At 58.0% G+C, this 22,961-nt stretch carries 14 protein-coding genes; 4 read left to right on the top strand and 10 right to left on the bottom strand.

Annotated elements, in window-relative coordinates:
* The first annotated feature begins 92 nt into the window (after positions 1–92).
* Complete coding sequence (locus VO84_RS07805; protein WP_058187078.1) at positions 93–389, top strand: HU family DNA-binding protein; 297 nt, start codon at positions 93–95, stop codon at positions 387–389.
* Positions 390–460: 71 nt separating this feature from the next.
* On the opposite strand, the gene VO84_RS07810 is transcribed toward VO84_RS07805, so the two are convergent.
* The 4 genes from VO84_RS07810 to VO84_RS07825 are packed head-to-tail and all read right to left on the bottom strand — an operon-like array spanning position 461 to position 6,989.
* Positions 461–1,192, bottom strand: coding sequence for a methyltransferase family protein (locus tag VO84_RS07810; protein WP_058187080.1), 732 nt, complete (start codon positions 1,190–1,192; stop codon positions 461–463).
* Between the two features lie 40 nt (positions 1,193–1,232).
* Positions 1,233–3,920, bottom strand: coding sequence for an ABC transporter permease (locus tag VO84_RS07815; protein WP_231737833.1), 2,688 nt, complete (start codon positions 3,918–3,920; stop codon positions 1,233–1,235).
* A gap of 7 nt (positions 3,921–3,927) precedes the next feature.
* On the bottom strand, positions 3,928–6,648 hold the full coding sequence (locus VO84_RS07820) for an ABC transporter permease (protein WP_058187082.1): 2,721 nt from the start codon (positions 6,646–6,648) through the stop codon (positions 3,928–3,930).
* Positions 6,649–6,650: 2 nt separating this feature from the next.
* Positions 6,651–6,989 (bottom strand): PadR family transcriptional regulator, encoded by a 339-nt coding sequence (locus tag VO84_RS07825; RefSeq protein WP_058187084.1) that lies wholly within the window; start codon positions 6,987–6,989, stop codon positions 6,651–6,653.
* A gap of 164 nt (positions 6,990–7,153) precedes the next feature.
* Between VO84_RS07825 and VO84_RS07830 the strand changes: the two genes are divergently transcribed.
* Positions 7,154–8,485: an amidohydrolase gene (locus VO84_RS07830; protein ID WP_157439789.1), complete on the top strand. Its 1,332-nt coding sequence runs from the start codon at positions 7,154–7,156 to the stop codon at positions 8,483–8,485.
* Positions 8,486–8,503: 18 nt separating this feature from the next.
* Here VO84_RS07830 and VO84_RS07835 read toward each other — a convergent pair whose 3' ends face one another.
* Positions 8,504–9,856: a serine hydrolase domain-containing protein gene (locus tag VO84_RS07835; RefSeq protein WP_058187086.1), complete on the bottom strand. Its 1,353-nt coding sequence runs from the start codon at positions 9,854–9,856 to the stop codon at positions 8,504–8,506.
* Positions 9,857–9,971: 115 nt separating this feature from the next.
* Here VO84_RS07835 and mnmE point away from each other — a divergent pair, with 115 nt between their 5' ends.
* The gene (gene mnmE, locus VO84_RS07840) at positions 9,972–11,357 is read left to right on the top strand and encodes a tRNA uridine-5-carboxymethylaminomethyl(34) synthesis GTPase MnmE (protein WP_058187088.1); all 1,386 of its coding nucleotides are present in this window, start codon (positions 9,972–9,974) and stop codon (positions 11,355–11,357) included.
* 445 nt (positions 11,358–11,802) lie between these two features.
* Here mnmE and VO84_RS07845 read toward each other — a convergent pair whose 3' ends face one another.
* The 4 genes from VO84_RS07845 to VO84_RS07860 all read right to left on the bottom strand — a co-directional run bounded on the left by VO84_RS07845 (position 11,803) and on the right by VO84_RS07860 (position 18,019).
* Positions 11,803–13,119, bottom strand: coding sequence for a TolC family protein (locus VO84_RS07845; RefSeq protein ID WP_058187090.1), 1,317 nt, complete (start codon positions 13,117–13,119; stop codon positions 11,803–11,805).
* Complete coding sequence (locus VO84_RS07850; protein WP_058187093.1) at positions 13,119–16,304, bottom strand: efflux RND transporter permease subunit; 3,186 nt, start codon at positions 16,302–16,304, stop codon at positions 13,119–13,121. The genes VO84_RS07845 and VO84_RS07850 overlap by 1 nt, the downstream gene beginning before the upstream one ends.
* Positions 16,305–17,552 carry an efflux RND transporter periplasmic adaptor subunit gene (locus VO84_RS07855; RefSeq protein ID WP_157439790.1) on the bottom strand — a complete coding sequence of 416 codons (1,248 nt, stop codon included), beginning with the start codon at positions 17,550–17,552 and terminating at the stop codon, positions 16,305–16,307.
* A 65-nt stretch (positions 17,553–17,617) separates the two neighbouring features.
* Positions 17,618–18,019 carry a hypothetical protein gene (locus VO84_RS07860; RefSeq protein ID WP_157439791.1) on the bottom strand — a complete coding sequence of 134 codons (402 nt, stop codon included), beginning with the start codon at positions 18,017–18,019 and terminating at the stop codon, positions 17,618–17,620.
* 382 nt (positions 18,020–18,401) lie between these two features.
* Between VO84_RS07860 and VO84_RS07865 the strand changes: the two genes are divergently transcribed.
* A complete protein-coding gene (locus VO84_RS07865) occupies positions 18,402–19,217 on the top strand; it encodes a L,D-transpeptidase family protein (RefSeq protein WP_058187097.1) in 816 nt (271 codons plus the stop codon).
* A gap of 164 nt (positions 19,218–19,381) precedes the next feature.
* Here the strand turns inward: VO84_RS07865 and VO84_RS07870 are convergent, their stop codons facing one another.
* The gene (locus VO84_RS07870; protein WP_157439792.1) at positions 19,382–22,945 is read right to left on the bottom strand and encodes a TonB-dependent receptor; all 3,564 of its coding nucleotides are present in this window, start codon (positions 22,943–22,945) and stop codon (positions 19,382–19,384) included.
* Positions 22,946–22,961 lie beyond the last annotated feature (16 nt).

Below are 22,961 nucleotides of genomic sequence, written 5' to 3' on the forward strand. Positions count from 1 at the left end.
GCGGTCCCGGCGCGAGCGGTCTTGAAGTAAGTGGAAGGACACTGCGGCGAGCGGAAGCCCAAGGCAACATTTTGATCTTAAGGAGAATACGCATGGCATCTGGATTGACGAAAACCGCATTGACTCGCCACCTGGCAGAGAAGCTGGAATTGACCAACAAGCAGGTCGGAACCTTCCTGGACCTGTTGGCTGAGACCGCCATCAAGGAAACGAAGAAGAACGGTGTCTTCGTGATCCCCGGCATTGGCCGCTTGAAAAAGGCAGAGCGCAAGGCGCGCATCGGCCGCAACCCACAGACGGGCGAAGCCATCAAGATCAAGGCGAAGACCGTGGTGAAGTTCACTGTGGCGAAGAGCGCGAAGGACATTATCGCGCCCCCGAAGAAGTAGTTTCAGGTTCGTATGAAGAAGCGGGAGAGGCCAAGGCCTCTCCCGTTTTACTTTTGGTGCGATGTTGATGGTTATTCAGCGGGCGGGGCGGTGGGGAAGAAAGCATGCGCGACGAGCGAGAGGCCGAAACTGATGAGATAGGCGCGGCCGAGGAGGGTTGCGTCATAGCGCCACCAAAGAATGGCTGTGGTGAGAAAGACACCGATGGGGGTGAGCTCTGCGAGGACTGCTCGCAGCCAGTGGGTGGGGCGCGGCCCGATGGGGAGAGTGGAGCGCAGGCACGGGATGAGACGCGGCACCGATTGCAGATAAGCCTGATAAGGCGCGCCTAATTTGTTGCCGAGGAATTTTTCTTCGCCGAGGATGAGGCGGAGATCAAAGAACGGGACGAGGATGAGGACCAAGACCGCTCCCGAGACGGGCATGGCGAAGGCCATGGCGGCAACCATGAAGATGACGCCGAGGTAGAGCGGGTTGCGCACGTAGCGGTAAGGCCCGCTGGCCATGACCCTGCCGGCGTTCATGCTGGCGGCGTGAACGATGCCGGGGTCAAGATACGCGGTTCCCCAGACGCGGAGCCACACGCTGAGCGCGGCGATGAGCGTGGCAAAAATGATGACGATGGGCGTGGCGTAGGCAAAGCTCACCACGCCGAGGCGGCTTAGCTCAAGCGCAAGCCATTCGAGAAGCGAGATACGGCGGCCGAGATTCCAGTATTCGATCCATGGAGACCAGAAGCCGAGAATCACAAGGACAACGTGGATGATGACGCGGAGACGGAATTCAAGTGCGGATGCGCGCATAGGTTTCTCTATAGGCTATACGCGCAGGGCCTGTCGGGTTTCAATCAGCGCGCAGAGCGACCATGGGATCGACGGCGGCGGCGCGGCGGGCCGGGATCCACGCAGCTGCGAGCGCGACGATGAGCATGAGCGCGGGAACGGCGAAGAGCGTGACTGGATCGAAGACGCCGACCTCAAAGAGGAAGCTGCGCAACAGGTGGCCCAGAGCGATGGTGGCAATGATGCCTGCTGCACAGCCGATGGCAGCCATCAGAAGGCTCTGGCGGACAACATCCATGACGATTTGCCAGCGCTGCGCGCCGAGAGCGAGGCGGAGGCCGATCTCACGCACGCGCCAGCTGACGAGATAAGCGATGAGGCTGTAAACACCGACCGCACCGATGATGAGCGCGAGCGCGCCGAAGCCAAGAAGCAGGACGGCGAGTGCGCGGGGCGCAGCGACGGAAGATGCGACGACTTCATTGAGCGTGCGGACGCGGGTGACAGGAACGAAGGAGTCGATGCCGTCGACGGCGCGGCGCAGGCCGGCAGCGGCCTCTGAGGGTGTGGCCTGGCCGCGCATGAGCGCGAACATTACGGGCGGCGTGCGCTCCGGCGTGATGGGCAGATAAATCTGATTGCTGTATTCGTCTCCGAGACTTCCATCGCGCGTGTTGCGTACGACGCCGACGATTTCCACGGCCTTCTCGGGATACCAGACAGCGGGGAGGGTTTCATCCGTGAGGTTGAGTAAGTGCTTGCCTATAGGATTTTCATTCGGCCAGAGGCGTTCCGCCATGTGCTCGTTGATGACGGCAGCGCGTGTAGTGCCAGACAAGTCCTGCGTGCTGAGCAAGCGTCCGCGCACAAGCTTCAGGTCGAGCACATCAAAGTATTCGGGGGTTACGTTGCGGCTGGTGCCAAGCTGTGCGTTTGCTTGTGCGTTGCGGGGATGGTTTTCCGCATCGAAGGCGTAATTGCTGTCGCTTCCGTTGAGTGGCAGCGCATCGGTAAGTGCTGCCTTTTCGACGCCGGGGATGCCGCGCATGCTGGAGGTAAGTGCAGTGAAGAAGGAACTGCATAGTCTTCCCGACCATTGCGGAGGCGCATGCGGCGCTTTGCAGGCGTTGGAGTCGACCGAGACTTCGGCCGAGACGATACGGTCGGTGCGGAAGCCGGGATCGACCTGAGAGAGCTTGTAAAGGCTGTGGAGGATGAGGCCTGCTGCGGTGACGACCACGACGGAGAGAGCGATCTGTGCGATGACGAGAATCGTAGATGCGCTGAAGCGCGAGCCTTTGCCCATGAGGCTGCGGCTGCCGAGGCGCAGAGACTCGAGGAGGTTGAGTGAGGCCATGCGGATGGAGGGAATGATTCCGAAGAGCAGGCCTGCCAGGACCGATGCGCCGAGGGTGAAGAAAATGTCGGAGGGGCGAAGCGAAATGGTTTCGATGCGGGGTGTGCCTGCGGGAAGCAGGTGTACGAAGAAGTGGAGACTGAAGAATGCAGCGGCGAGACCGATGATGCCGGCGGTGAGCCCGAGGACCACGCTTTCTGAAAGGAACTGCTGAATGAGCCGGCGTGAGGATGCGCCGAGCGCACCGCGTACGGCGATCTCGCGCTCGCGGGAGGTGGCGCGGGCGAGCATCATGTTTGCGACGTTGGCGCAGGCGATAAGGAGGATGAGGCCCACTGAGCCGAAGAGCAGCAAAAGACGCGGGCGCATATTGCCGGTTTCGGATTCAAGCAGCGGGACGACGGTCATGTCGGATACCCAGGTATCGGGCATTTGCCATGGAAATTGAAGCACGGCGATGCCACGCAGACGGCGCAGTTCAGCCTGCGCCTGTCCAGGCGCGACGCCTGGAGCGAGACGGCCCAAGATATGGAGGGCGAAAGAATTCCAGGGATCGTAGACATCGGTGCGTTTGTAGGAGACGGGGATGAGGAAGTCGGTGTCTGCGTAAGGAAAGCGCACGCCGGCGGGAAGTATGCCGATGATGCGGCGGGAAACGCCGTCGATACGCAGCGTACGGCCGAGCGCAGAGGGCGCGCTGGCAAAGCGTCGCTGCCAGTAGCCGTAGCTGAGGATGACGTCGTTATCCTGGCCGAGGACTTCGTCGTCTTTCGAGAAGAACTGACCAAACGCAGGATGAATGCCGAGCGTGTCAAGCGCATTGACGGTGATGGTTGCGCCGAAGACGCGCTCGGGTATATCGGAGCCGGTGATATTGGACTCGATGTTGTCGCCGAAGCCGGCGATGGAGGAGAATGCACGAGATTCCTCGCCGAGCGCGCGAATGAAGCCCTTGGGCAAAACGCCGAAGGTGTTTCCCGTGACGCGCATGAGGCGATCCTGCTGAGCGTACGGGAGTGGGCGGAGCAGGATGGAATCGACCAGCGTGTAGATGACGGCGTTTGCGCCGATGCCGAGGGCGAGCGTGAGCACGGCGGTGAGGGTGAAGCCGGGAGATTTGCGCATCTGGCGGAGTGCGAAACGGACGTCCTGCAGGATGCCTTCAAGGACTGGCAGCGTGGCGCGATCGCGGTAGGCCTGGCGGGCTTGTTCTTCGCCGCCGAGCTGAATGAGTGCCTGGCGGCGAGCTTCTTCCGCAGGAAGGCCGGCGCGGAGATTGTCTTCCGTATGCATGGCGATGTGCTCGGAAAGCTCGGTGTCGATTTCCGCGCGCGTGTGGCCGATTTGCAGCGTAGCGAAGAGGCGCACGATCCAGGCTCTTAATTTGCGCATGATTCTCCTATTCAGTCCTCAATGCGTCGGTTGGATTGACGGAAGCGGCTCGCCGGGCAGGGATCCAGCAGGCCAGCAGCGCGACACAGCATAAGAATGCCGCAGACGCCGTGTAAATCAACAGGTCCGCTGCGCCGCTATTGAGCAGGGCAGACTGTGTGCCCATTGCCGAGTTGGTGTAAGAGAAGCCGGCGACCGCTCGCGCTAAAGCTACGGCACAAAGCATGCCGGCGGCGACACCCGCTACTGTGACGATCATTCCTTTGCGCACAACCATACGCAGCACATGGGACGGTTGTGCGCCAAGAGCCATGCGCACGCCGATTTCCTGCGTGCGCTGAGCCACCCAGAATGCCATGACGCTATAAAGTCCCGCGGCTGCAAGCAGAATGGCAATGCCGCCCATGACGGCCATGACAGTGGCGGCAATCTTCTGCGGATAGAGCGATGCGCCGATGAATTCCTTGAGTGGCGCAGCGTCGAAGACCGTGACATTGGGATCGATTTCGTGAGATTTTGTGCGCAATGTGGTCAGCACATTGTTCAGGTTTCCACGCGCACGAACATAAAATGCCAGATTCATGTCGGCGCGATAAATCTGGCGGAAAGGCACGTAGAAATAGGGCGTCGCGCCTTCATTGAGGTAATGGTATTTCGAATCCCTGGCTACTCCCACAACACGGAACGTATCTCCCCAGCCCTTGATCTTTTTGCCGATGGGGTCGCGGCCGGCAAAGAAGCGCTTCGCGAAGGATTCGTTCACGATGATCGATCCAATATCCTTCGTTTCGTTGTCGTCCTCGGTAAAGTTCCGGCCTTCCACAACAGGAATGTGCATCAGCGGCAGATATCCGGGCGAGATCACGTTGCGGAAGATGTTCATGTTCTCTCCGAGATGTCGCGGGTAACCCTCAATGTCGAGTTCTTCCCACCAGCTAGGCTCAAAACCGAGCGGTACGCCGTCGGAATATGCAACGTCGGTTACCCCTGGAGTCGAAGCCATTTGCTCCGCCAGCTTTCGGCAGAATTCCTTGCGATGCTGTACGTCATATCCGTTGGTGTTGAGGTAGAACTGGCTCAGCAGCACGCCATTGGGATCGAATCCCGGGTCGACATGCATTGTTTGCTCAAAGGCGTGCGCAAAGAGCCCGGCACCCACAAGCGTGATGAGAGCCAGCGCAACCTCCGCCGTTACCAACGCGGAATGCAGGCGGTTGCGCGAACGGCCTGCGGTTCCTGAACGCCCGCCATTGTTGAGGCGCGAGCTGAGGTTCAAGCGGCCCACCTGAAGCGCAGGCAATAATCCCGCCGCGAGCGCCGTGAAAATGCATAGCCCCGCAGTGAATGCAATGACTGCAAGATCAGGCCGTGCATCCGCTGCAATCAGCGCCTGTGAAGGCCCGGGCGGCATGAGCAGCTTAAGCGACCGACCGAGCAGCGGCGTGGCTGCAATGCCAAGCAGTGCACTGCATGCGGTGAGCAGCAGAGTTTCTGTAAGTACCTGGCGGATTAGCCGTCCGCGTCCGGAGCCCAGTGCAAGGCGCGTGCTGAATTCCTTCTCGCGATTGGCCGCACGCGCCATCAACAGATTTGCAACATTGACGCATACGATGAGCAGGACCAGAATGCTGACGCCCATAAGAATGCGCAATGGTCCGGCGAGAAGGCCCTGCGGGCCGTGCGGCGACTCCGCCAGTGGCAGCAGAGTTGCGCTCATGCCCTGGCTCACATCGGCATTTGCGATGGCCATGCGATCTGCGAGCGCCTTCAGTTCCTGACGTGCCTGAGGCAGGCCGACACCGGGCCGAAGGCGTGCGATGCCCAGCATGTTGCGGTTATGGCGGTCACGCAGCATCCATTCATTCACACTGTTGAGTGTGGGCTGCTGCATGTAGGGAATCCAAAGATCGTAAGAAACTACAGGCAACGATCCGTGAAACTGCGGAGCCGCCACTCCCACCACGGTGAGTTCGTGCTGGTTGACGCGGATCGTCTTGCCGACGATAGAGGTGTCCGCGCCAAGATGGGAGCGCCAGTAGCGATCACTGACGACCACGATAGGGAAGCTGTTCACCGTATCGGTGTATTCCGTGGGAAGAAACAGGCGGCCTATTTCAGGCTTTACCCCGAGAACGGCAAAGAAGTTGCCGCTTACTAATTCTCCCCATACGCGTTCGGCATGATCTTCACGGCCCACGCTAAAGGCATTGGGGCGTGATACCGCAACGCCGTCAAGAAGCTTGAGATTCTTGCGGAAGTCAATGAAGTCCGGATAGGAATTCGGTACCAGTTCTCCATTCGGTGTAACGGATTCCAGAACGACAAGCCGGCCTGGATCGGTGACACCTCCTAGCGGCTGCAGAAGGACGGAGTTGATCCATGAAAACGCTGTTGCGCTCGCGCTTATGCCGATTGTCAGCATGAGCACGGTGGAAATCGTGAATCCTGGAGATTTGTGTATTTGGCGCAGCGTGAACCGGACATCCTGCAGGATGCTTTCGAGGATAGGGAGCGTGGCGCGGTCGCGATAGGCCTGGCGAGCTTGTTCTTCTCCGCCGAGCTGGATGAGTGCCTGTCGGCGAGCTTCTTCCGCAGGAAGGCCGGCACGGAGATTGTCTTCTGTGTTCATGGCGATGTGCGCGGAAAGCTCGGTGTCGATTTCCGAACGTGTGTGTCCGATATGCAGCGTAGCGAAGAGGCGTATGATCCAGGCTCTGAGTTGGCGCATGATTACTCCTGTGCGGGCGCGAGGAAGCGCGCGAGGATGGCAGTGGTCTGCTCCCATTCAGCGGCGGCTTTGCGGGCCTGGCGCTGGCCGGTCTTGGTGAGCTCGTAGAATTTTGCTTTGCGGTTATTGTCGGATGCGCCCCAGCGTGAGCGGATGTAGCCTTCCTGCTCCAGCTTGAGCAGGGCGGGATAGAGCGTGCCGTAGTTGAGCTGAAGCTTGTCGCCACTGGTCTGCTCAATGCGGCGAGCGAGGCCGTAGCCGTGCTGTGGGCCTATGGTCTCCAGAGTTGTGAGGACCATAAGAGCCAGTGTTCCCTGCCAGACATCAGATTTTCCGCCCATGCGCGTTCTCCTATGGTAATCCAATAGAAGAGACGATACACCGATTCCTATGGGGAAGCAATACGAAAGATTTGGGATACTCATTCAGCGTCAAAGGCGGATGGAAAAATAGCTGTGTTAGCCTGACGCCAGTTCACTTTCATATTGGTTTCCGGAGAATGCCCATGCGTTCGTGTCTTTTGATCCTTGGCGGTATGTTTTTTGCGGCTATGCCTGCGATGGCACAAGTACCAGCAGATTTGCCTTCATCTGTGCAGGGTCAGCTACCGTCGCTTATAGAGACATACAAGCATCTGCACCAGAATCCCGAGCTTTCGCACCATGAGGAGAAGACCTCGGCTTACCTGGGGGGGGAGTTGCGGAAGCTGGGCTATACGGTGACGGAGCACGTGGGCAAGTACGAGGACGGGACACAGGCATTTGGGATTGTGGCGGTGCTGGAGAATGGCGCGGGGCCGCGACTGCTGATTCGCTCCGATATGGATGCGCTGCCGGTGGAGGAGAAGACGGGGTTGGAGTATGCCTCAACTGTGAAGACGACGAATGCGCAGGGGCAGAATGTAAGCGTGATGCATGCGTGCGGGCATGACATCCATATAACGGTACTGCTGGGGACGGCGCGGGAGATGGCGGCGCGCAAGAGCAAGTGGCATGGGACTCTGATGCTGGTGGGGCAACCGTCAGAGGAAACGATTGATGGCGCGAAAGCGATGCTGACAGACCATGTCTATGAACGATTTGGGAAGCCGGATCTGGTTTTGGCAGAACACGTGACGAACAATTTTGCGGCGGGAACCATTGCGGTGAAGAGCGGTACGCTGATGGCCGGTGCGACAAGTGTGAACGTGACGATTCGGGGAGTTGGGAGCCACGGTTCAGCGCCGCAGACAGGCAAGGATCCGATTGTGCTGGCGGCGGAGTTTATTCTGGCGGCCCAGACGATTGTGAGCCGGCAGATTGATCCTCAGACGCCAGCAGTTGTTACCGTGGGCACGATTCACGGTGGGACGAAGAACAACATTATTCCCGAAGAAGTGACGATGGGGCTGAGCCTGCGATCGTTTTCCGATGAGATTCGCGCGAAGATGGTAAGCGAACTTGATCGCGAGGCGAAGGGATTGGCGGAGGGGTATGGGATTCCCGCGGATCGCATGCCGACAGTGAAGGTGTTTGAAAATACACCTGCCACCATCAACGATCCTGGGCTCAACGCAAAGATCAGAGCGAGTGGCGAAGCAGCGCTGGGCAAGGAGAATGTGCGGGATGCGCTGCCACTGATGGGCAGCGAGGATGTGGGACAGTTCTCGCTGGAGGGGAAGATTCCGGCGGTGATGTTCTGGGTGGGCGGCGCTGACGCACAGAAGCTGGAAGAGAGCCACAGGACGGGAGTTTCGCTGCCGAACAACCACTCGCCGCTGTTTGCGCCGGTTTATGAGCCGACGATTCGAACGGGCGTGACGGCGGTGACGGCGATGGCGCTGGACATATTGAAGTGATGCGCTGTTTCGAAAGCGCTACTTTGACGGATCGACGAGCGCTTGATAGACGGCGGCGTGGGTCTTGTATTCGAGTGGGTGATTGTCCGGACTGGTCATACGCTGGATCATGCCGACGAAGACGATGTCGTCGGTGGGATCGACCCAGAACCAGGTGCCTGCTGCGCCATCCCAGAAGAATGTGCCCTTGCCGTCGGTGAGGTCCGCCTCGGGAGGGTCAAACATGACGGCGACGTTGTACCCATAGCCAAAGCCGGGGCGCATCTGCGATAGACCAATGCCGAATTGGCCGTTTGTGCCGTTGATGACGGCCTCGGACACATGATTGGTGGACATGAGTTTCACAGTGGAAGGCGCGAGAATGCGCTTGCCGTTAAGCGTGCCGCCATTGCCGAGCATGGATGCGAAGCGGTAGTAGTCCTCAATGGTGGAGACGAGGCCGCCGCCTCCGGAAGGCATGGTTGGCTGCGCAGTGTAATCGGTGGGGATACCGTTTTCCGTGGGCAGGGCGACGATCTGCTTCTGAGTGTCGTCGTAGCGGTAGTTGGTGGCGAAGCGCTTGCGGTTATCGGCGGAAACATAGAAGGCGGCGTCTTTCATGTCGAGCGGCATGAAGATATGGTCGCGCATGAAGTCGGGAAGGGACTGGCCGGAGAGCTTTTCGACGATGTAGCCCTCAATATCCATCGACATGCTGTACAGCCAGCCTTTGCCCGGCTGGTAGTTGAGCGGAATTGTGGCAATCTTGTCGACCATCTCCTGAAGATTCTTTGATTGCTGTACGTTCAGGTCGGTGTACATCTTCCCTACGAGCCCTTTGCCGGACCACGAATAGGAGAAGCCAGCTGTGTGCGACATCAGTTCGCGCATGGTGGGCGTGTGATCGGGATCAACCAGAATCATCTTGCCGCTGGCATCAACACCATTGAAGACCTTGAGGTGCGCGAATTCAGGGATGAACTTTGAGATGGGATCGCTGGGCAGCCACTTACCTTCTTCGTAGAGAATCATCATGGCCACGCCGGTGACGGGCTTGGTCATGGAGTAGTCGCGGAAGATAGTGTCAGTGGTCATGGGCGTGCCGGTGGCGAGATCGCGCTTGCCGTAGGTGCGGAAGTCGACGACTTTGCCGTGGCGCGCGAGAAGCGTGATGGCGCCGGAGAGTTGCTGGTGGTCGACTTCATCCTGAATGAGCGCGTGCAGGCGCTCGAGCCGCTCGGAGGAGAAGCCAACGGACTCGGGCTTGACCACGGTGAGGTCGAGAGTTGTGTGCGTTGGCGCTGGAGTATGCGCAGGCTGCTGTGCTGGAAGAGAGATAGCGACGGCGACGAAGAAGGCGCAAGCAGCAATGGTGGAGTAGCGATTCGGCATGTGTTTTCTCGGGTGGTGAATAGCGAAACCTTTATACCAGAGCTACGGCGGAGATGCCGATGAGCTTGGAGCGCACGCGAAGACTGCCGGCTGATTCCCTACAATAGAAAGCTGCATGAGTGAGATTGAAGACAATCCGATTGCCGTTGATACGATTGCGGCGATTTCTACTCCGCCGGGGCGTGGCGGGATCGGGATCGTGCGGCTGAGCGGGCCGGAGGCGGCGGAGATTGGCGTGCAGCTTGTGCGGCTGCGGCAGCCGCTGGAGCACGCGCGCGCGCGGCTGGCCGATGTGCTGGACGCAGATGGCACGGATGCAGAGCGAATTGATGAAGCGATGGTGACGTACTTTGCCGCGCCAAACTCGTATACGGGCGAAGAGCTTGTCGAGATTGCAGCGCATGGCTCACCGGTGGTGCTGGAACTGTTGTTGCGGCGCGGCCTGGAGCTCGGTGCGCGATTGGCGGAGCCGGGCGAGTTTACGCAAAGGGCATTTCTGGCGGGAAAGATTGATTTGACGCAGGCGGAGGCGGTGCGCGACCTGATTGACGCGCAGACGCTGACGCAGGCGCGGGCAGCGGCGAGCCAGATGGGCGGCGCGTTGAGCCGGCGCGTGGGGCCGCTGAAACAGGACCTGGTGGAGTTGATTGCGCTGCTCGAGGCGGGGATTGATTTTGCCGAGGACGATGTGGAGGTAACGGGCCCAGATGAGATTGCTCGACGGATTGGCGAGCTAACTCCGCCGCTTGAGGCTCTGGCGGGGTCGTTTGCGCGGGGACGAATTGTGCATGACGGATTGACGCTGGCGATTGTGGGCAGACCGAATGTAGGCAAGAGCTCGCTTTTCAACCAGCTTGTTGAGCGCGATCGGGCGATTGTGACGGCGACGCCGGGCACGACGCGTGACACGGTATCTGAGCGGATTGCGCTGGACGGAATTCCGCTCGAACTGGTGGACACGGCCGGCTTGCGCGAGGCGCGCGAAGAGGCAGAGCAGATGGGCATTGCACGCAGCCGGGAGGCGCTGGCGGATGCCGCTCTGGTGCTGATCGTGCTGGACTCAACGCAGTCTTTGAACGCGGAAGAGCGCGAGCTGTTGCGCGCGGTGGAGGGGCGCGCTGCACTGATCGCGGCCAACAAGAGCGATCTCAAGAGTGAGGCTGCCGCAGAGATGACGGAGTTTGCGAATCTTCCCGTTGTTGCAACGTCTGCGCTGACGGGCGAAGGGATTGCTGAACTGCGCGAACGAATTGTGACGCTGGCGACCGGGGGCGCGGCGAGTGAGCCGGGGATGCTGACCAGTCTGCGGCATCACGGGGCGGTGACGACGGCGATTTCAGCACTGAAGGATGCTTCAGGAGCGAATGAGAGTGGCATTCCGCACGAGATGATTCTGATTGATCTTTACCGTGCATTGTGGGCGCTGGACTCGCTTACCGGGCAGACCACGCCGGACGACATTTTGAATCTGATTTTCTCGACATTTTGTATCGGAAAATAAAACTACACATCATTGAATTGAGTCTCATATGATCTCATATTACCGAGTAAGCATAATTTATTCAGTAATATACATATCTCATCTAGTCTCATTCAAAGCGGATATGATCTGCGCACGCGACAAGTCGGGATTTTCTTCATGGACCTCGAGGACAGCCATAACTTCGCTCAAATCACTGCACTCTCCAGGGAGACTCGCTACATCCATCTCGCAAAGCGAGCGCGAAAAGCTCCACTCAGCAGATGACGTCCCCGCACAGTAGTAAGCAGCTGAATAGTTCCCTGGTGTACCCGTGCCAAAGGAAGCCGCACCGAACATGAAGAACAACTGTGTTGAAAACGCATTGCAATCTTCGCTCCCGGCACCCCAAGCAGTGCAGAGCCTGATTGCTTAATAACCGAAAATCAGAATTCAGAAATTGACGTATTCACTGGTTGCAGCGCCGCTAGGGCGCTAAAAGCCCTCTGGCGTATGCGAGCGACCTCAAGGAAAGGAAATAGTCAAAGCGTGCATTTACCGCATCTACGGATGCCTGCGTGCTCTGAAGCTGCGCCTGACTCAGCTCGACTATAGAACTGAGGCCAAGCTGGTAGCGAGTATGGGCTAAGTTGAGAGCTTGTGTCGTCTCTTTTTCAAAGTTCTGAGTGACTCCGATGCGCTGATAAGCCGTCTGCGCAGCGAGAGCAGCAACGCGGACGTCACGCGAGATTGAATTGCTGAGGTCCTCCTGGCGCTTTTCGTCGGCCTCTTCACGCAAGTGCGCTTCTTTTGTCTCTGCGGAGATGCGGAAGCCGGTGAAGAGCGGCAGGCTGAGGTTGACGCCTGCCGCCGCGTACCAGTTCTGGGTGAAGACTCCATCGGGCCGGACGGGGGTGACACCGCCGATGGCGGCGGCCGAGATGGAAGGAAGGCGCTGCTCCTGCTGGGCGCGGGCGAACTTCTGGTCAGCCTGCGTCTGAAAGCCGGCAGCAGCAAGGTCAGGGCGCTGAGCGTGGGCCTCGACGATGAGCGCATCGGTCAGTGCAGGTGGAGGCGAGATGGATTCGGAGTCTTCAGCGGCGCGGTAGTTGGAGTCAGGCGTGGCAAGGAGCGCAGCGAGTACAGCGCGGGCGGAGGCGACGGAGTTTTCCGTATCAAGCTGGAGGAGTTGCGCCTGGGACAAATCAGCCGCGGCGATGTTGAGATCGAGCGTGCTCTTGAGATTGCTCTTAGTCAATGCCTGGGTGAGATTGAGGACATCCGTGCGGGTCTGCACGGTTGCTTTTGCCACGTTGAGAAGTGACTGCGCATCGAGCAGGCGATAAAAAGCCTGGTCTGTGGCAAGAAGAATGTCCTGCTCGGTGGCGAGTGCGGATTGCTGCTGCGCTTTTTCACGCAATTTGGCGTTGAGAATGAGGTTGTGTGTGTGACCGAAGTCAGTGATGAGCTGTGAGAGCGTGCCGCCTGCTCCGGCATGGGTGTAAAGCGTGGAGGGATTGAGCGTGCCGGCGCCGATGCGGGTGGCGTCCTCAGCCTTCACTGCGGTGAGGTCAGCGTTGATCTGCGGGAGCTCTGCGGACCGTTGCTCGCGCGTTTGCTGCGCGGAGGCAAGGGCGACGAGATGTGCCGCGGTGATGCGGGGATTATTTTTGAGCGCCAGCTGTTCGGCCTGGGTGAGGGTGATGGGCGTCTCCGCCGGTGAGGAGCCTACCGGCTGCGGTGTCTGCGCAGGTGCCAGGACGGTAATTGCCAGAAGTGCAAGTGCGGATATATGAAATCGCATTATGCCACTGCCTTTCCGTGTCTGGCTTCAAGACGCCTGTGAATGAGCAGATATGCGCAGGGAACGAGGAAGACCGTCACGATACCGGAGACGGTAAGTCCGCCGAGGATAGCGCGGGCCAGTGGCGCATACTGCTCGCTGCCCGCCTCCAGCGCGAGCGCCATGGGAATGAGGCCGAGCACCGTCGCGAGCGTTGTCATCAAAATGGGGCGCAGACGGACTTTACAGGCTGTGATGATGGCTCGCTCCAGAGGCTCACCTGATTTACGCAGCTGGCCAATGAACTCGACGATCAGGATGGAATCGGAGACGACGATGCCGGTCATCATCAGCACTCCCATGAGGCTCATGATGTTGAGCGTGGTATGCGTGGCCAGCAGGAATAGCAGCACGCCGGAGAGACCTGGAGGGACGGCGAGAAGAATAATAAAGGGATCGAAAAACGATGCGAACTGCGCCATGAGGATGAGAAAGACAAGCACTACGGAGAGAATGAGCCCGATGGCGAAGGAACGGAAAGACTGGTTCATACTGACGCTGGAGCCGCGGATGGACAGGCGCGTTCCAGCGGGCGGATGCGAAGCACTGACGATCTGATTCACGGCCTTGCCGACTCCGGTGAGATCTTCTTTTTCCGGCATTACATAAATGTCAAAAACGCGCCGCAGTTGATAATGGTCCACCTCGGTCGGGGTGTTGATAGCGCGAATCGAAGCAACACTTTCAAGTGGAGCTGTGTTCTTCCCATCTGCCGAGCGCAGCGGAATTTGTTTGAAGTCTTCCATGGTCTTCACCTGCGTTTCCGGATATTGCACAGTGAGCATGTAGTTGTTGCCGTTTTTGGGATCGACCCAGTAGCTGGGCGCGACCATGCCATTGGAGGTCATGGCAGTGATGACGTTATCGACGATCATCTTTGGCGTGAGGCCTTGCAGGCTGGCGCGCTCACGGTCAATGTTGAGCGCGAGGCCAGGGTAGTCGATGTCCTGTGGGATGAGGACATCGCTGACGCCAGGAACGGCGCGGAATTTGCGGCCGAGTTCTTCCGCTGTCTGATATCCGCCATCCATGTCATTGCTGCTGACCTGCACATCAAAGGGAGCAGGCAGTCCCTGGTTGACGATGGAATCGACGAGACCGCCGGACTGGAAGTAGGTCTGCACATCGGGAAGATTTTGCGCGAGCTTGCGGCGGACGCGCTCCATGTATTCAAAGCTGCTGACGGAGTGTTCTTCCTTCAGGCTGACCTGCACAAAGGCGGTGTGCATGCCGGAGTTGGAGGTGTAGATGGCGGAGAGATCGGGCGTGACGCCGATATTGGAGACAATCATGTTGAGATCCCTGGGGGAAACGACGGAGCGTATCTCGTCTTCCACACGGCCAACGTAACGGTCGGTCATTTCAATGCGCGTGCCGGAGGGGGCTTTCACGTTGATGAGGAACTGCCCGGAGTCTGTACGTGGGAAGTATGCCTGCCCGACGAAGGGAAAGAGACCGAAGGTCAGCACGACAAAGACAGCAAAGACGGCAACAACCTTGACAGGACGCGCAAGACAGTAAGTGATGGCGGTGTCGTAATGTCTCTGCATCCAGACAAAGGCCTGGTTGAAACGATAGATGACGAGCGTGAAGAGATTTCTACGGCCATGGCCGCTGCTCATGTGCTCTGGAGCAGGATCGTCAGATTGCGCGGCAGAATGTTCGGCATCGTGGCCCGAGTGGCGGATGAAGCGCGAGCAGAAGAGCGGCACCACAGTCATGGCGACGAAATAGGAGCACATGAGCGCGATGACGACGGCCATTGCGAGTGAACTGAAGAGGTATTTGCTGATGCCAGTGAGCAGCACCACGGGGAAGAAGACGATTGAGGTGCTGCAGGATGCGGCGAGCACGGCAAGCTGCACCTCGCGGCCACCCTCCTGCGACGCTTTGACGCGGTCGGGCGTCATTTCAAAATGGCGGAAGATGTTTTCCAGCACAACGACAGAGTTGTCAATGAGCCTTGAAAGCGCCAGCGCAAGACCGCCCAGGACCATCGTGTTGATCGAGCTGCCGAAGGCGTCAAGCACGAGAAATGTTGCGAGACACGAGATCGGGATGGAGAGCAGAACAGCAACAGTGGCGCGAACGTTACCGAGGAAGAGCAGGATCATAAGGCCGGTAAGCGCCAGGCCGATTACTCCCTCGCTGATGACGTTCTTCACTGCGGTTTTTACGAAGACGGACTGATCGAAGACCACACTGGTCTTTGCGCTGGGCGGCATGTCGAGCAGATGCGCCACTGCATCGCGTATGCCGCTGACGATGGTGATTGTGTTGGAATTGCCCCCCTGCTTGAGAACTGGAATGTAGACGGAGTGCTGACCGTCGACGCGGACGATATTCGTTTGCAACTGGCCGCCATCGACGGCGTGACCGATATCGCCCACCAGGATCGAAGCATTGCCAACGCTTCTCAGCGGAATGCTATTGACCTCATCTGCCGTAGCTACCTGACTGTTTGCGTAGATGTTGAAGTCCTTGGGGCCAATGCGGACATCACCGGCTGGCAGGATGAGGTTCGAGTCGTTGACGGCATGCACGACATCCATGACGCTGAGTTGGGCGGCCTGCAGCTTGACCGGATCGACGTAGACCATGATCTGCCGGTATCGTCCGCCATATGGTTGCGGCACAGAGGCGCCAGGAACATTCGCAATCTGGTTGCGCACAGTGAATTGTGCAGTGTCTTTGAGCGCAGTCTCGTTAAGGCCCGCGCCTTTCAGCGTGACAAGGCAGACAGGAAGATTGGCAGCGTCAAAGCTCAAGACAACCGGAGGCAATGTGCCGGGCGGAAGGCGGCGCAAGTTCGCCATGGCCAGGTTGGAGATATTGCTGACGGCGGCAGTAGGGTCAGTGCCAGGCTGAAAGTAAACCTTGATGAGGCTGACGCCGGGCAGAGAGCGGGATTCGATGTGATCAATATTGCTGCCCAGCGTGAAGAAGCGCTCGTCGGTGTCGGTGATGTCAGACTCGATCTGCGCTGGCGGCATTCCGGAGTAGAAGGTGGCAACCACAACTACGGGAATGTTGATCTTCGGGAACAGATCGACCGGCATTCCAAGAACCGCAACTACACCCACTACGACAACGACCATGCAAAGCATGAGAATAAAGAAGGGATAGCGAATGGCAAAGAAGGACATTTATTTGGCCTCCTTTGCATCTGTATCGTGGTACTCCACCATGTCCGCCGAGACTGGACGCGGCTGCACCCGATCGCCGGGCCGCACCGATGCCAGCCCGCCTACGATGACCTGATCGCCGGGCGCGATGCCGGAGAGAATCTCCTGACGATTAGCGCCGCTGATGCCGAGACTCACGGCGCGACGCTCAACGAGGTTGCTCGCGTTGACGAGGAGCACTGAGGGTTGATCGCCTTGCACGATGGCCGCGGTGGGAACTATAACCGCATCGGATTTCTGCTCAAGATTGAAAGCGACCTCGGCGTACATGCCGGGAGCAAGAGTTAGCGATGGGTTGGGGACATCGACTTCCGTGAGCATTGTGCGTGTCGCAGTGCTGACGTCGCGCGTAAAGCGCACAACCTTGCCGGGAAACCGCGCGCCGGTGGCCTGAATGCGCACCATCACCTGCGATCCTTCATGCACGAAGGGAACGTCTTCTTCCGGCACGGGCATGCGGAGACGTAGCACGTCGCTCTGCGCAAGACGAACAACAGCCTGGGCGTTGCTTTCGGAGGTTCCAGCGGGAACAAGGGAGCCGGTATCTGCATAGCGCATGGTGACGACGCCGGTAAACGGCGCAGAGATGGTGGCGTACTGGACCATGCTGCTGACGCGCATCTTGTCGGCTTTTGCCACACCAAGCTGACCCTGTGCTGCGGAGACAGCGGATTTTGCCGCGTCCACCTGCGCGGCGGCCGAGCGGTCTTTCGCCAGTGCGTCATCCAGTTCCTGCGCGGCAATCAGCCCCGGCTGCTGGTCAGAAGCCTGCTTTAGCCGCTCGTAATTTGCATGCGCGGCGGCGTAGATTGCCTCATCACGGGATACTTCACGCTGCATGCGCGCAATTTCATCCTGGGAACGGGCCACGCCGGCCTGCGCGCCTTCCACCTGAGCATCCAATTCAGGAACTTCAAGAATGGCCAGGGTCTGGCCCTGGTGGACGCGGTCGCCGATGTCAACGTAAATATGCTGCACGTAGCCGGAGACTTTGCCGTGCACGTCGATTTCCTGAAATGGCTGAAAAATACCGGCAAGAACGAGTTGACGGGCGATGGGCCCGCGGACGGCCGCGACCACGGAGACGGCGTGTGCAGTATGTTCTTCCGCGATATCTTTAGGCGATCTGGAGCGATGAAGAATAAGGGCGATCACCACGACCGCCGCCGCTACGCAGAGTGCGTAGACAAGAATACGTTTGCCGCGCATGGGCAGAAACCTCTTTCAACGGAATAAAACTGGATTGACAATTCCCCGGGACTGCCGGAGACAATTTATCCGTGAAGAGGAAATGGAGGAGGGCGCAGAAACTGTGCGGGAGGAAAATGAAACTGTGCAAGCCACTGAGGCTCGCTTTCGGATATTTTGGAAGCGCAAACAAGCTGTAGGCCAAGCGCAAATGTCAGCAGGGCGAGGTCAAGTAGCAGAGTAGACTCTATCCATCGATGCGGCATCGCCGTCGATTCCACTTGATCTTTATTTGCCTTACCGGATTCCGTCAGGAGCTTGGCTACAGGCACCTTGTTATGAATGGGAGAGGACTCGTAAAGCGACATCTTGTATGCGGTTCCCCAGAAAAAAACCCCAATTCCAAGCGCCAGGATAGCCAAGGCAAAGCTGCGCCTTGTCCATTGGGCCAGGTTCATGCTTCGATGAATTGAGGTAAATTTCTCCAAGCCTTTGTCCGCGAATCAACCAGTTGTAGACGGGACTTACTTTGCTTACAGCCCACTTCAATACATTCTACATTTTAAGGCCTTGTGAAGGTTGAGAATTGGTGATGACGCCGACGCGCCTTGCGATAACAACATTGGAGATCGAAATATAAGGTGCAGAACCTTTTAGGCCTCTGCTGGGTCTCCAGAAACACTCTAATTTCTATAATGTGCATAAATATTGCTGATTTCCTGGATTTCGACGTTCTGTATTGGAAAGTAAGCTTATGTTTCGTCGAGCCTCATGGAATCTCGTCGAAGCGCGCTATAAATTGGCCTCTACTTACCCGCGCTGATTTCCAGAAAAATACACACGCTGCTCCCGGCTTATACACTGCAATCCATGAAATCTCTACACTTTCTCCTGGGTCTCCTCCTGGGGGCGACCGGAACTCTGGCTCTCTCGGCTCAGGCTACCGCTGCCCAATCCGAAGTCTTCACGCATTCCACGCAGATGATCGTCGTCACTACATCCAGTTGGAACGCAGTCGATGGCCGGTTGCAGCGCTTTGAGCGCAACACTCCCAATGAGAAGTGGAAGCTTACTGGCAAGCCGATTTCCATTGTGGTGGGCAGGAGCGGCATGGGGTGGGGCATTGGTCTCCTTGCGACGGATGCTCCTGGAATCCGCACTGCCTCTGAGCCGGAAAAGAAGGAAGGAGATGGCAAATCTCCTGCAGGCGTCTTTGCCCTGGGTACCGCATTCGGCTATGCGCCCCAGCCATTGCCGGGACTAAAGCTTCAATACCTGAGCCTGACTTCGTCGACTGAATGTGTCGATGATGTGCGCTCCAAATATTACAACCGCATCGTGGACCACTCCACAATCACTTCCGACTGGAACAGCTCCGAACATATGCGAGACGCGGGGCAATCGTACAAATGGGGCGTGGTCATTGATCACAACAGCACCGTGAGGGGAAGCGATGACCGTTCCCCCGTTACTGCAGGCGGTTCGTGTGTCTTCATGCATATCTGGGCAGGCCCTAGTCAGGGCACGGCGGGATGCACCGCCATGCCGCAAGGCGAGTTGGAAGGCGTGCTTCTCTGGCTCGATCCAGCGCGCAAGCCATTGCTGGTGCAACTGCCGGCGGCGGACTATGAACGGCTGGGCTCTCGTTGGAGATTGCCACCAATCGTCAGTGAGTATCAGCGCTGAAGGCGCGCCTCACTGTCATGCGCCAGTTGTGCCAAAAGCGGCGCAGGGGTCCAGTTAACGATTCCGCTCTGCACACCCTCTGCCGAAAGCCGGCTCACCAGATAGACCCGATCCGGACACATCCAGTCTGATTCTGTCCGGATCGAGTTTTGGCGATGGATACCTCAGAATGAGAACTTGAGTGCGCCCTGCAGAATGCGCGGCTGTGCCGCATTGACCACCTGACCCCATGTTGAGCTTCCGATCGTGCCATCGACTGCCTGTGGGCCGAAGAACTGAGCATGATTGAAGATGTTGAATGCTTCCACTCGGAACAACAGGTTTTTCGATTCAGTGAAGGACAGGTTTTTGGCAACCGCCATATCGTAATTGTCCTGTCCTGGGCCGTAGAAGAATCTCCGCTTTGAAGTTCCGGGTTCTCCCAGCTTATTCATCTGGAAATCAGAGGTGTCAAAGTAGTTGTGGCCCTGTGAACGCGGATTACTATTCAGATGCAGCGAGCCTCCGTTGTAATCAGGCTCGTCAATGCTGCTGTTGTTCACTCCATTCGGATTTGTTCCGATCAGAGAGTTATCTCCGTTGTTGATCATCGTTACAGGGAAGCCTGTGGAGAAGCGCGTAATGCCTGACAGCGACCATCCTTTGGTCAATCGGCTGGGATGGAAGAACAGATCGAAGGGAAGCTGGTAGTCATAGCTCACCACAAAGTTATGCTTCACATCGAACGCTGAGATGGCATAGCTCAATGCGGGATTAAATGGATTAACTTCCTCGCCGATGTTCGACGACTGATCCATGGATTTGCCGTACGTGTAGGAAGCATCTAACTCAAGCCGCCCGGCTGTGTGTCGCGCGCTCAGATCCAGCGCGTTATAGTTGGCGTGGCCAATATTCGATTGCAGCGCGTTGCTGCCGAAGTTCGGTCCCAGCGGCCCGCGCGTACCGTACACAGTTCCACCGCCTGCGGGATAGTACACCGTATCCTCGCCAAAGGCCTGGCAGGTCACTGTGCCGAACATGACATCGCTCGATTGGTTCAGGCTCAGGCAGAGCGCTGGATTGCCGGAATTCGATTCGACGAGCACGCGCTGGCGGTGCGATCCGGAGCCGATATAGCTCGCGCTCAAAACAGTCTTCGGTCCCACCTGGCGCTCGATCGCGAGCGACCACTCCTCCGTATACGGCGTGTGGTTATGAATGTCATATCCGGGAATGCCGCTGATCGGCTCGTAGGCTGCCCAGTTGATATTGGCATCGGGTTTGCTGCGCGACGAGTTCAGCGGCGCGAACGTGTATGGAAACGGCTGGCCGTTGTCGGTGCCGTCCGCAGCATTGACGAAGGGTGTTGCAAACAGCGGCGGCGCTGGGCTGCTGTATGTCGTTCCGTAGGGCGCATTCGCGGCCAGAACGCCGATCTCAACCGCGTCGATTGCGTTATAGAACATGCCGAAGCTGGACCGTATGCTGGTGGTTCCAGGAGCGCCTAAAAGCTTCCGCAGGAAGGTTCCGTCCGGTGCGTCCGGAGACCATGCGATGCCGATGCGCGGTGAGAAATCGAGCGCGTCGATCGGCGAAAGCGTGTTTGGTATTCCGGGATCGCCTGGATACAAAATTCCCGGAGGCGCGCCTGGAAAGACCACCGACTGCACGCCGGGGACGAAAGTTGAAATCTGGTTGTACTTCTCCGACCATGGCGCGATGCGATCCCAGCGCAGGCCGTAGTTCAATGTCAGGCTCGGCAGTACACGCCAGCTATCCTGAGCAAAGACACCGAAGTATTTATTGCGCGCGAAGAACGGATTCAACTGGCTCTGGTTGTACTGGCTAGGCACGCCGATGAGAAAGTCCGCAAAGTCTACGCCCGTTTCCTGCCCCGCAAAGACGAAGTTGCCGTTGAACTGTGCAACGGGATCGGCGTTCACCTGATCGGCATGGAACTCGATTCCAAATTTCATGGTGTGGCTGCCTAACACTTTGGAGAAATTGTCCGCCACTTGATAAGTATTGTTGACTTGAAGGAGTTGATTGGCCGCGGCTCCAGTCGAGTAGGAGTTGAAGTCCAAGTTCTCCACACTCTGCCCCTTGGGATCGAGCGCTACGATGCTATCGGTTCCATCCGCGTTGACGAAGCCCTGCGAGGCCAGACTTACGCCGAGGCCGCCGATGGGCTGTCCAAGGTTGGTATTGTCGCGCATGTAGCTCAAGTGAAGGTCATTCACCATTGTCGTGCCGAAGCTCTTCGTATCGCCGAGCGTGAGCAACTGCGCACGCCCACTGGTGGCAGCGGAGAAGCCAGGGACGTTTGCGCCGCTTTGCGCCACCGGATAGGGATTGACGAGATAGAAGTCGTCAATAAAGTAATACGCCGACATCAAACCCCATCTCGTATTGGCATCGACTCGCGCTCCGGCTTTGTCATCGCGCACCGTCTGGTCAAAGGAGGATGTGGCGTAACCCAGCGAGGTGTTGGGGGCCGGGATGTACTGCAGCATTCGCTGCGCAGGCACAGACCATGCGGCCTGCGGAACTACAGCGTTTGGAAATACACACGTGGTGGTGGACTGACAACCGGGTAGATAATATGGCTCGCCCGATACCACCTGATAACCCAGCCGCTGCGTCAGAATGTTGGCAAAATTGGGGCCGCTGACGATTCCGTTGAGCAGATTTCCTGATGGACCAGTGGTGAAATCGACAAGATTGCCCGTGCGATCCGCAGTGGATGGCACCGCAATATTGCCAGTATCAATACCCTGCGTTTGCCGCGTGCCCTGATAGTCGATGAAGAAGAAAGTCTTGTCACGACGGATAGGTCCGCCGAGCGTTCCGCCAAACTGATTCTGCTGAAATACGCCGCGAGTGGGCGAAAAATAATTGCGCGCATCGAGATCGGTGTTGCGCAGAAAGTCGAACGCATTGCCGTGCAACGAATTGCTACCTGATTTTGTGACCACGCTGATCTGGCCACCGGAGAACTCGCCGTACTCCGCATCGAAGTTACTGGTGATGATGCGAAACTCCGCAATCGCATCGAGATTTGGAATAATAGCGGTGCCGGCGTTGACATCTTCCTCTGCGTCGCTGCCATTCACGCTGAAGTAGTTCGCCGTTTCGCGCTGGCCGTTCACGGAGAGATTGCCCGGATTCAATGTGCCGGATGGGTTCAGAACAGTAGCGCCCACGTCCTGCACTGTCGTTTCCGTGATGGCAGTCTGCGGCGCCACACCGGGCTGCAAAGACAACAGATCCGTAAAGCTGCGGCCGTCCAACGGAACCGCTGTCATTTGTCGTCCAGTGATGACTTGCCCTAACTGCGTGCTGGTTGTCTCTACGTGGAGTGTGTTGTCGGTGACAGTCACGCTCTCAGTAACGCTGCCGACCTCAAGCACCGTGTTCAGCGTGAGCGCCCCGTTGGTGTCGAGCGTAATATCTTTCCGTTCATACCTGCTGAATCCCGCAGCTTCCGCTTCGAGAACGTAATGGCCGACGGGTAAAACGGGAAAGGTGTAATAGCCTTTCCCATCCGTGTGAGTCGCGTGCGAAATACGTGTGCTGATTTCCGTTACTTTCACCTGCGCATTTACGATCACACCGCCCGACGAGTCTTTCACCGTTCCGGAGATGCTCCCTCCCACGCTAGCCCACAGCGTGGCGGCGCACAGGATCGCGAGAACAAACGAGGCTCCGGCAATTCTGGCAGTCAAACGTATGGCTCTGCTCAACATCATCTTTCTCCTGATTTTT

Source organism: Occallatibacter gabretensis (genome assembly GCF_001449115.1).
Lineage (GTDB): Bacteria > Acidobacteriota > Terriglobia > Terriglobales > Acidobacteriaceae > Telmatobacter > Telmatobacter gabretensis.

Excerpts from the sequence above, each read along its gene's own strand:
- VO84_RS07820 (WP_058187082.1), bottom strand. The coding sequence starts at position 6,648 with ATGCGCCAACTCAGAGCCTGGATCATACGCCTCTTCGCTACGCTGCAT.
- VO84_RS07825 (WP_058187084.1), bottom strand. The coding sequence starts at position 6,989 with ATGGGCGGAAAATCTGATGTCTGGCAGGGAACACTGGCTCTTATGGTC.
- VO84_RS07815 (WP_231737833.1), bottom strand. The coding sequence starts at position 3,920 with ATGCGCAAATTAAGAGCCTGGATCGTGCGCCTCTTCGCTACGCTGCAA.
- VO84_RS07865 (WP_058187097.1), top strand. The coding sequence starts at position 18,402 with ATGAAATCTCTACACTTTCTCCTGGGTCTCCTCCTGGGGGCGACCGGA.
- VO84_RS07835 (WP_058187086.1), bottom strand. The coding sequence starts at position 9,856 with ATGCCGAATCGCTACTCCACCATTGCTGCTTGCGCCTTCTTCGTCGCC.
- mnmE (WP_058187088.1), top strand. The coding sequence starts at position 9,972 with ATGAGTGAGATTGAAGACAATCCGATTGCCGTTGATACGATTGCGGCG.
- VO84_RS07805 (WP_058187078.1), top strand. The coding sequence starts at position 93 with ATGGCATCTGGATTGACGAAAACCGCATTGACTCGCCACCTGGCAGAG.
- VO84_RS07870 (WP_157439792.1), bottom strand. The coding sequence starts at position 22,945 with ATGATGTTGAGCAGAGCCATACGTTTGACTGCCAGAATTGCCGGAGCC.
- VO84_RS07810 (WP_058187080.1), bottom strand. The coding sequence starts at position 1,192 with ATGCGCGCATCCGCACTTGAATTCCGTCTCCGCGTCATCATCCACGTT.
- VO84_RS07830 (WP_157439789.1), top strand. The coding sequence starts at position 7,154 with ATGCGTTCGTGTCTTTTGATCCTTGGCGGTATGTTTTTTGCGGCTATG.
- VO84_RS07845 (WP_058187090.1), bottom strand. The coding sequence starts at position 13,119 with ATGCGATTTCATATATCCGCACTTGCACTTCTGGCAATTACCGTCCTG.
- VO84_RS07850 (WP_058187093.1), bottom strand. The coding sequence starts at position 16,304 with ATGTCCTTCTTTGCCATTCGCTATCCCTTCTTTATTCTCATGCTTTGC.
- VO84_RS07855 (WP_157439790.1), bottom strand. The coding sequence starts at position 17,552 with ATGCGCGGCAAACGTATTCTTGTCTACGCACTCTGCGTAGCGGCGGCG.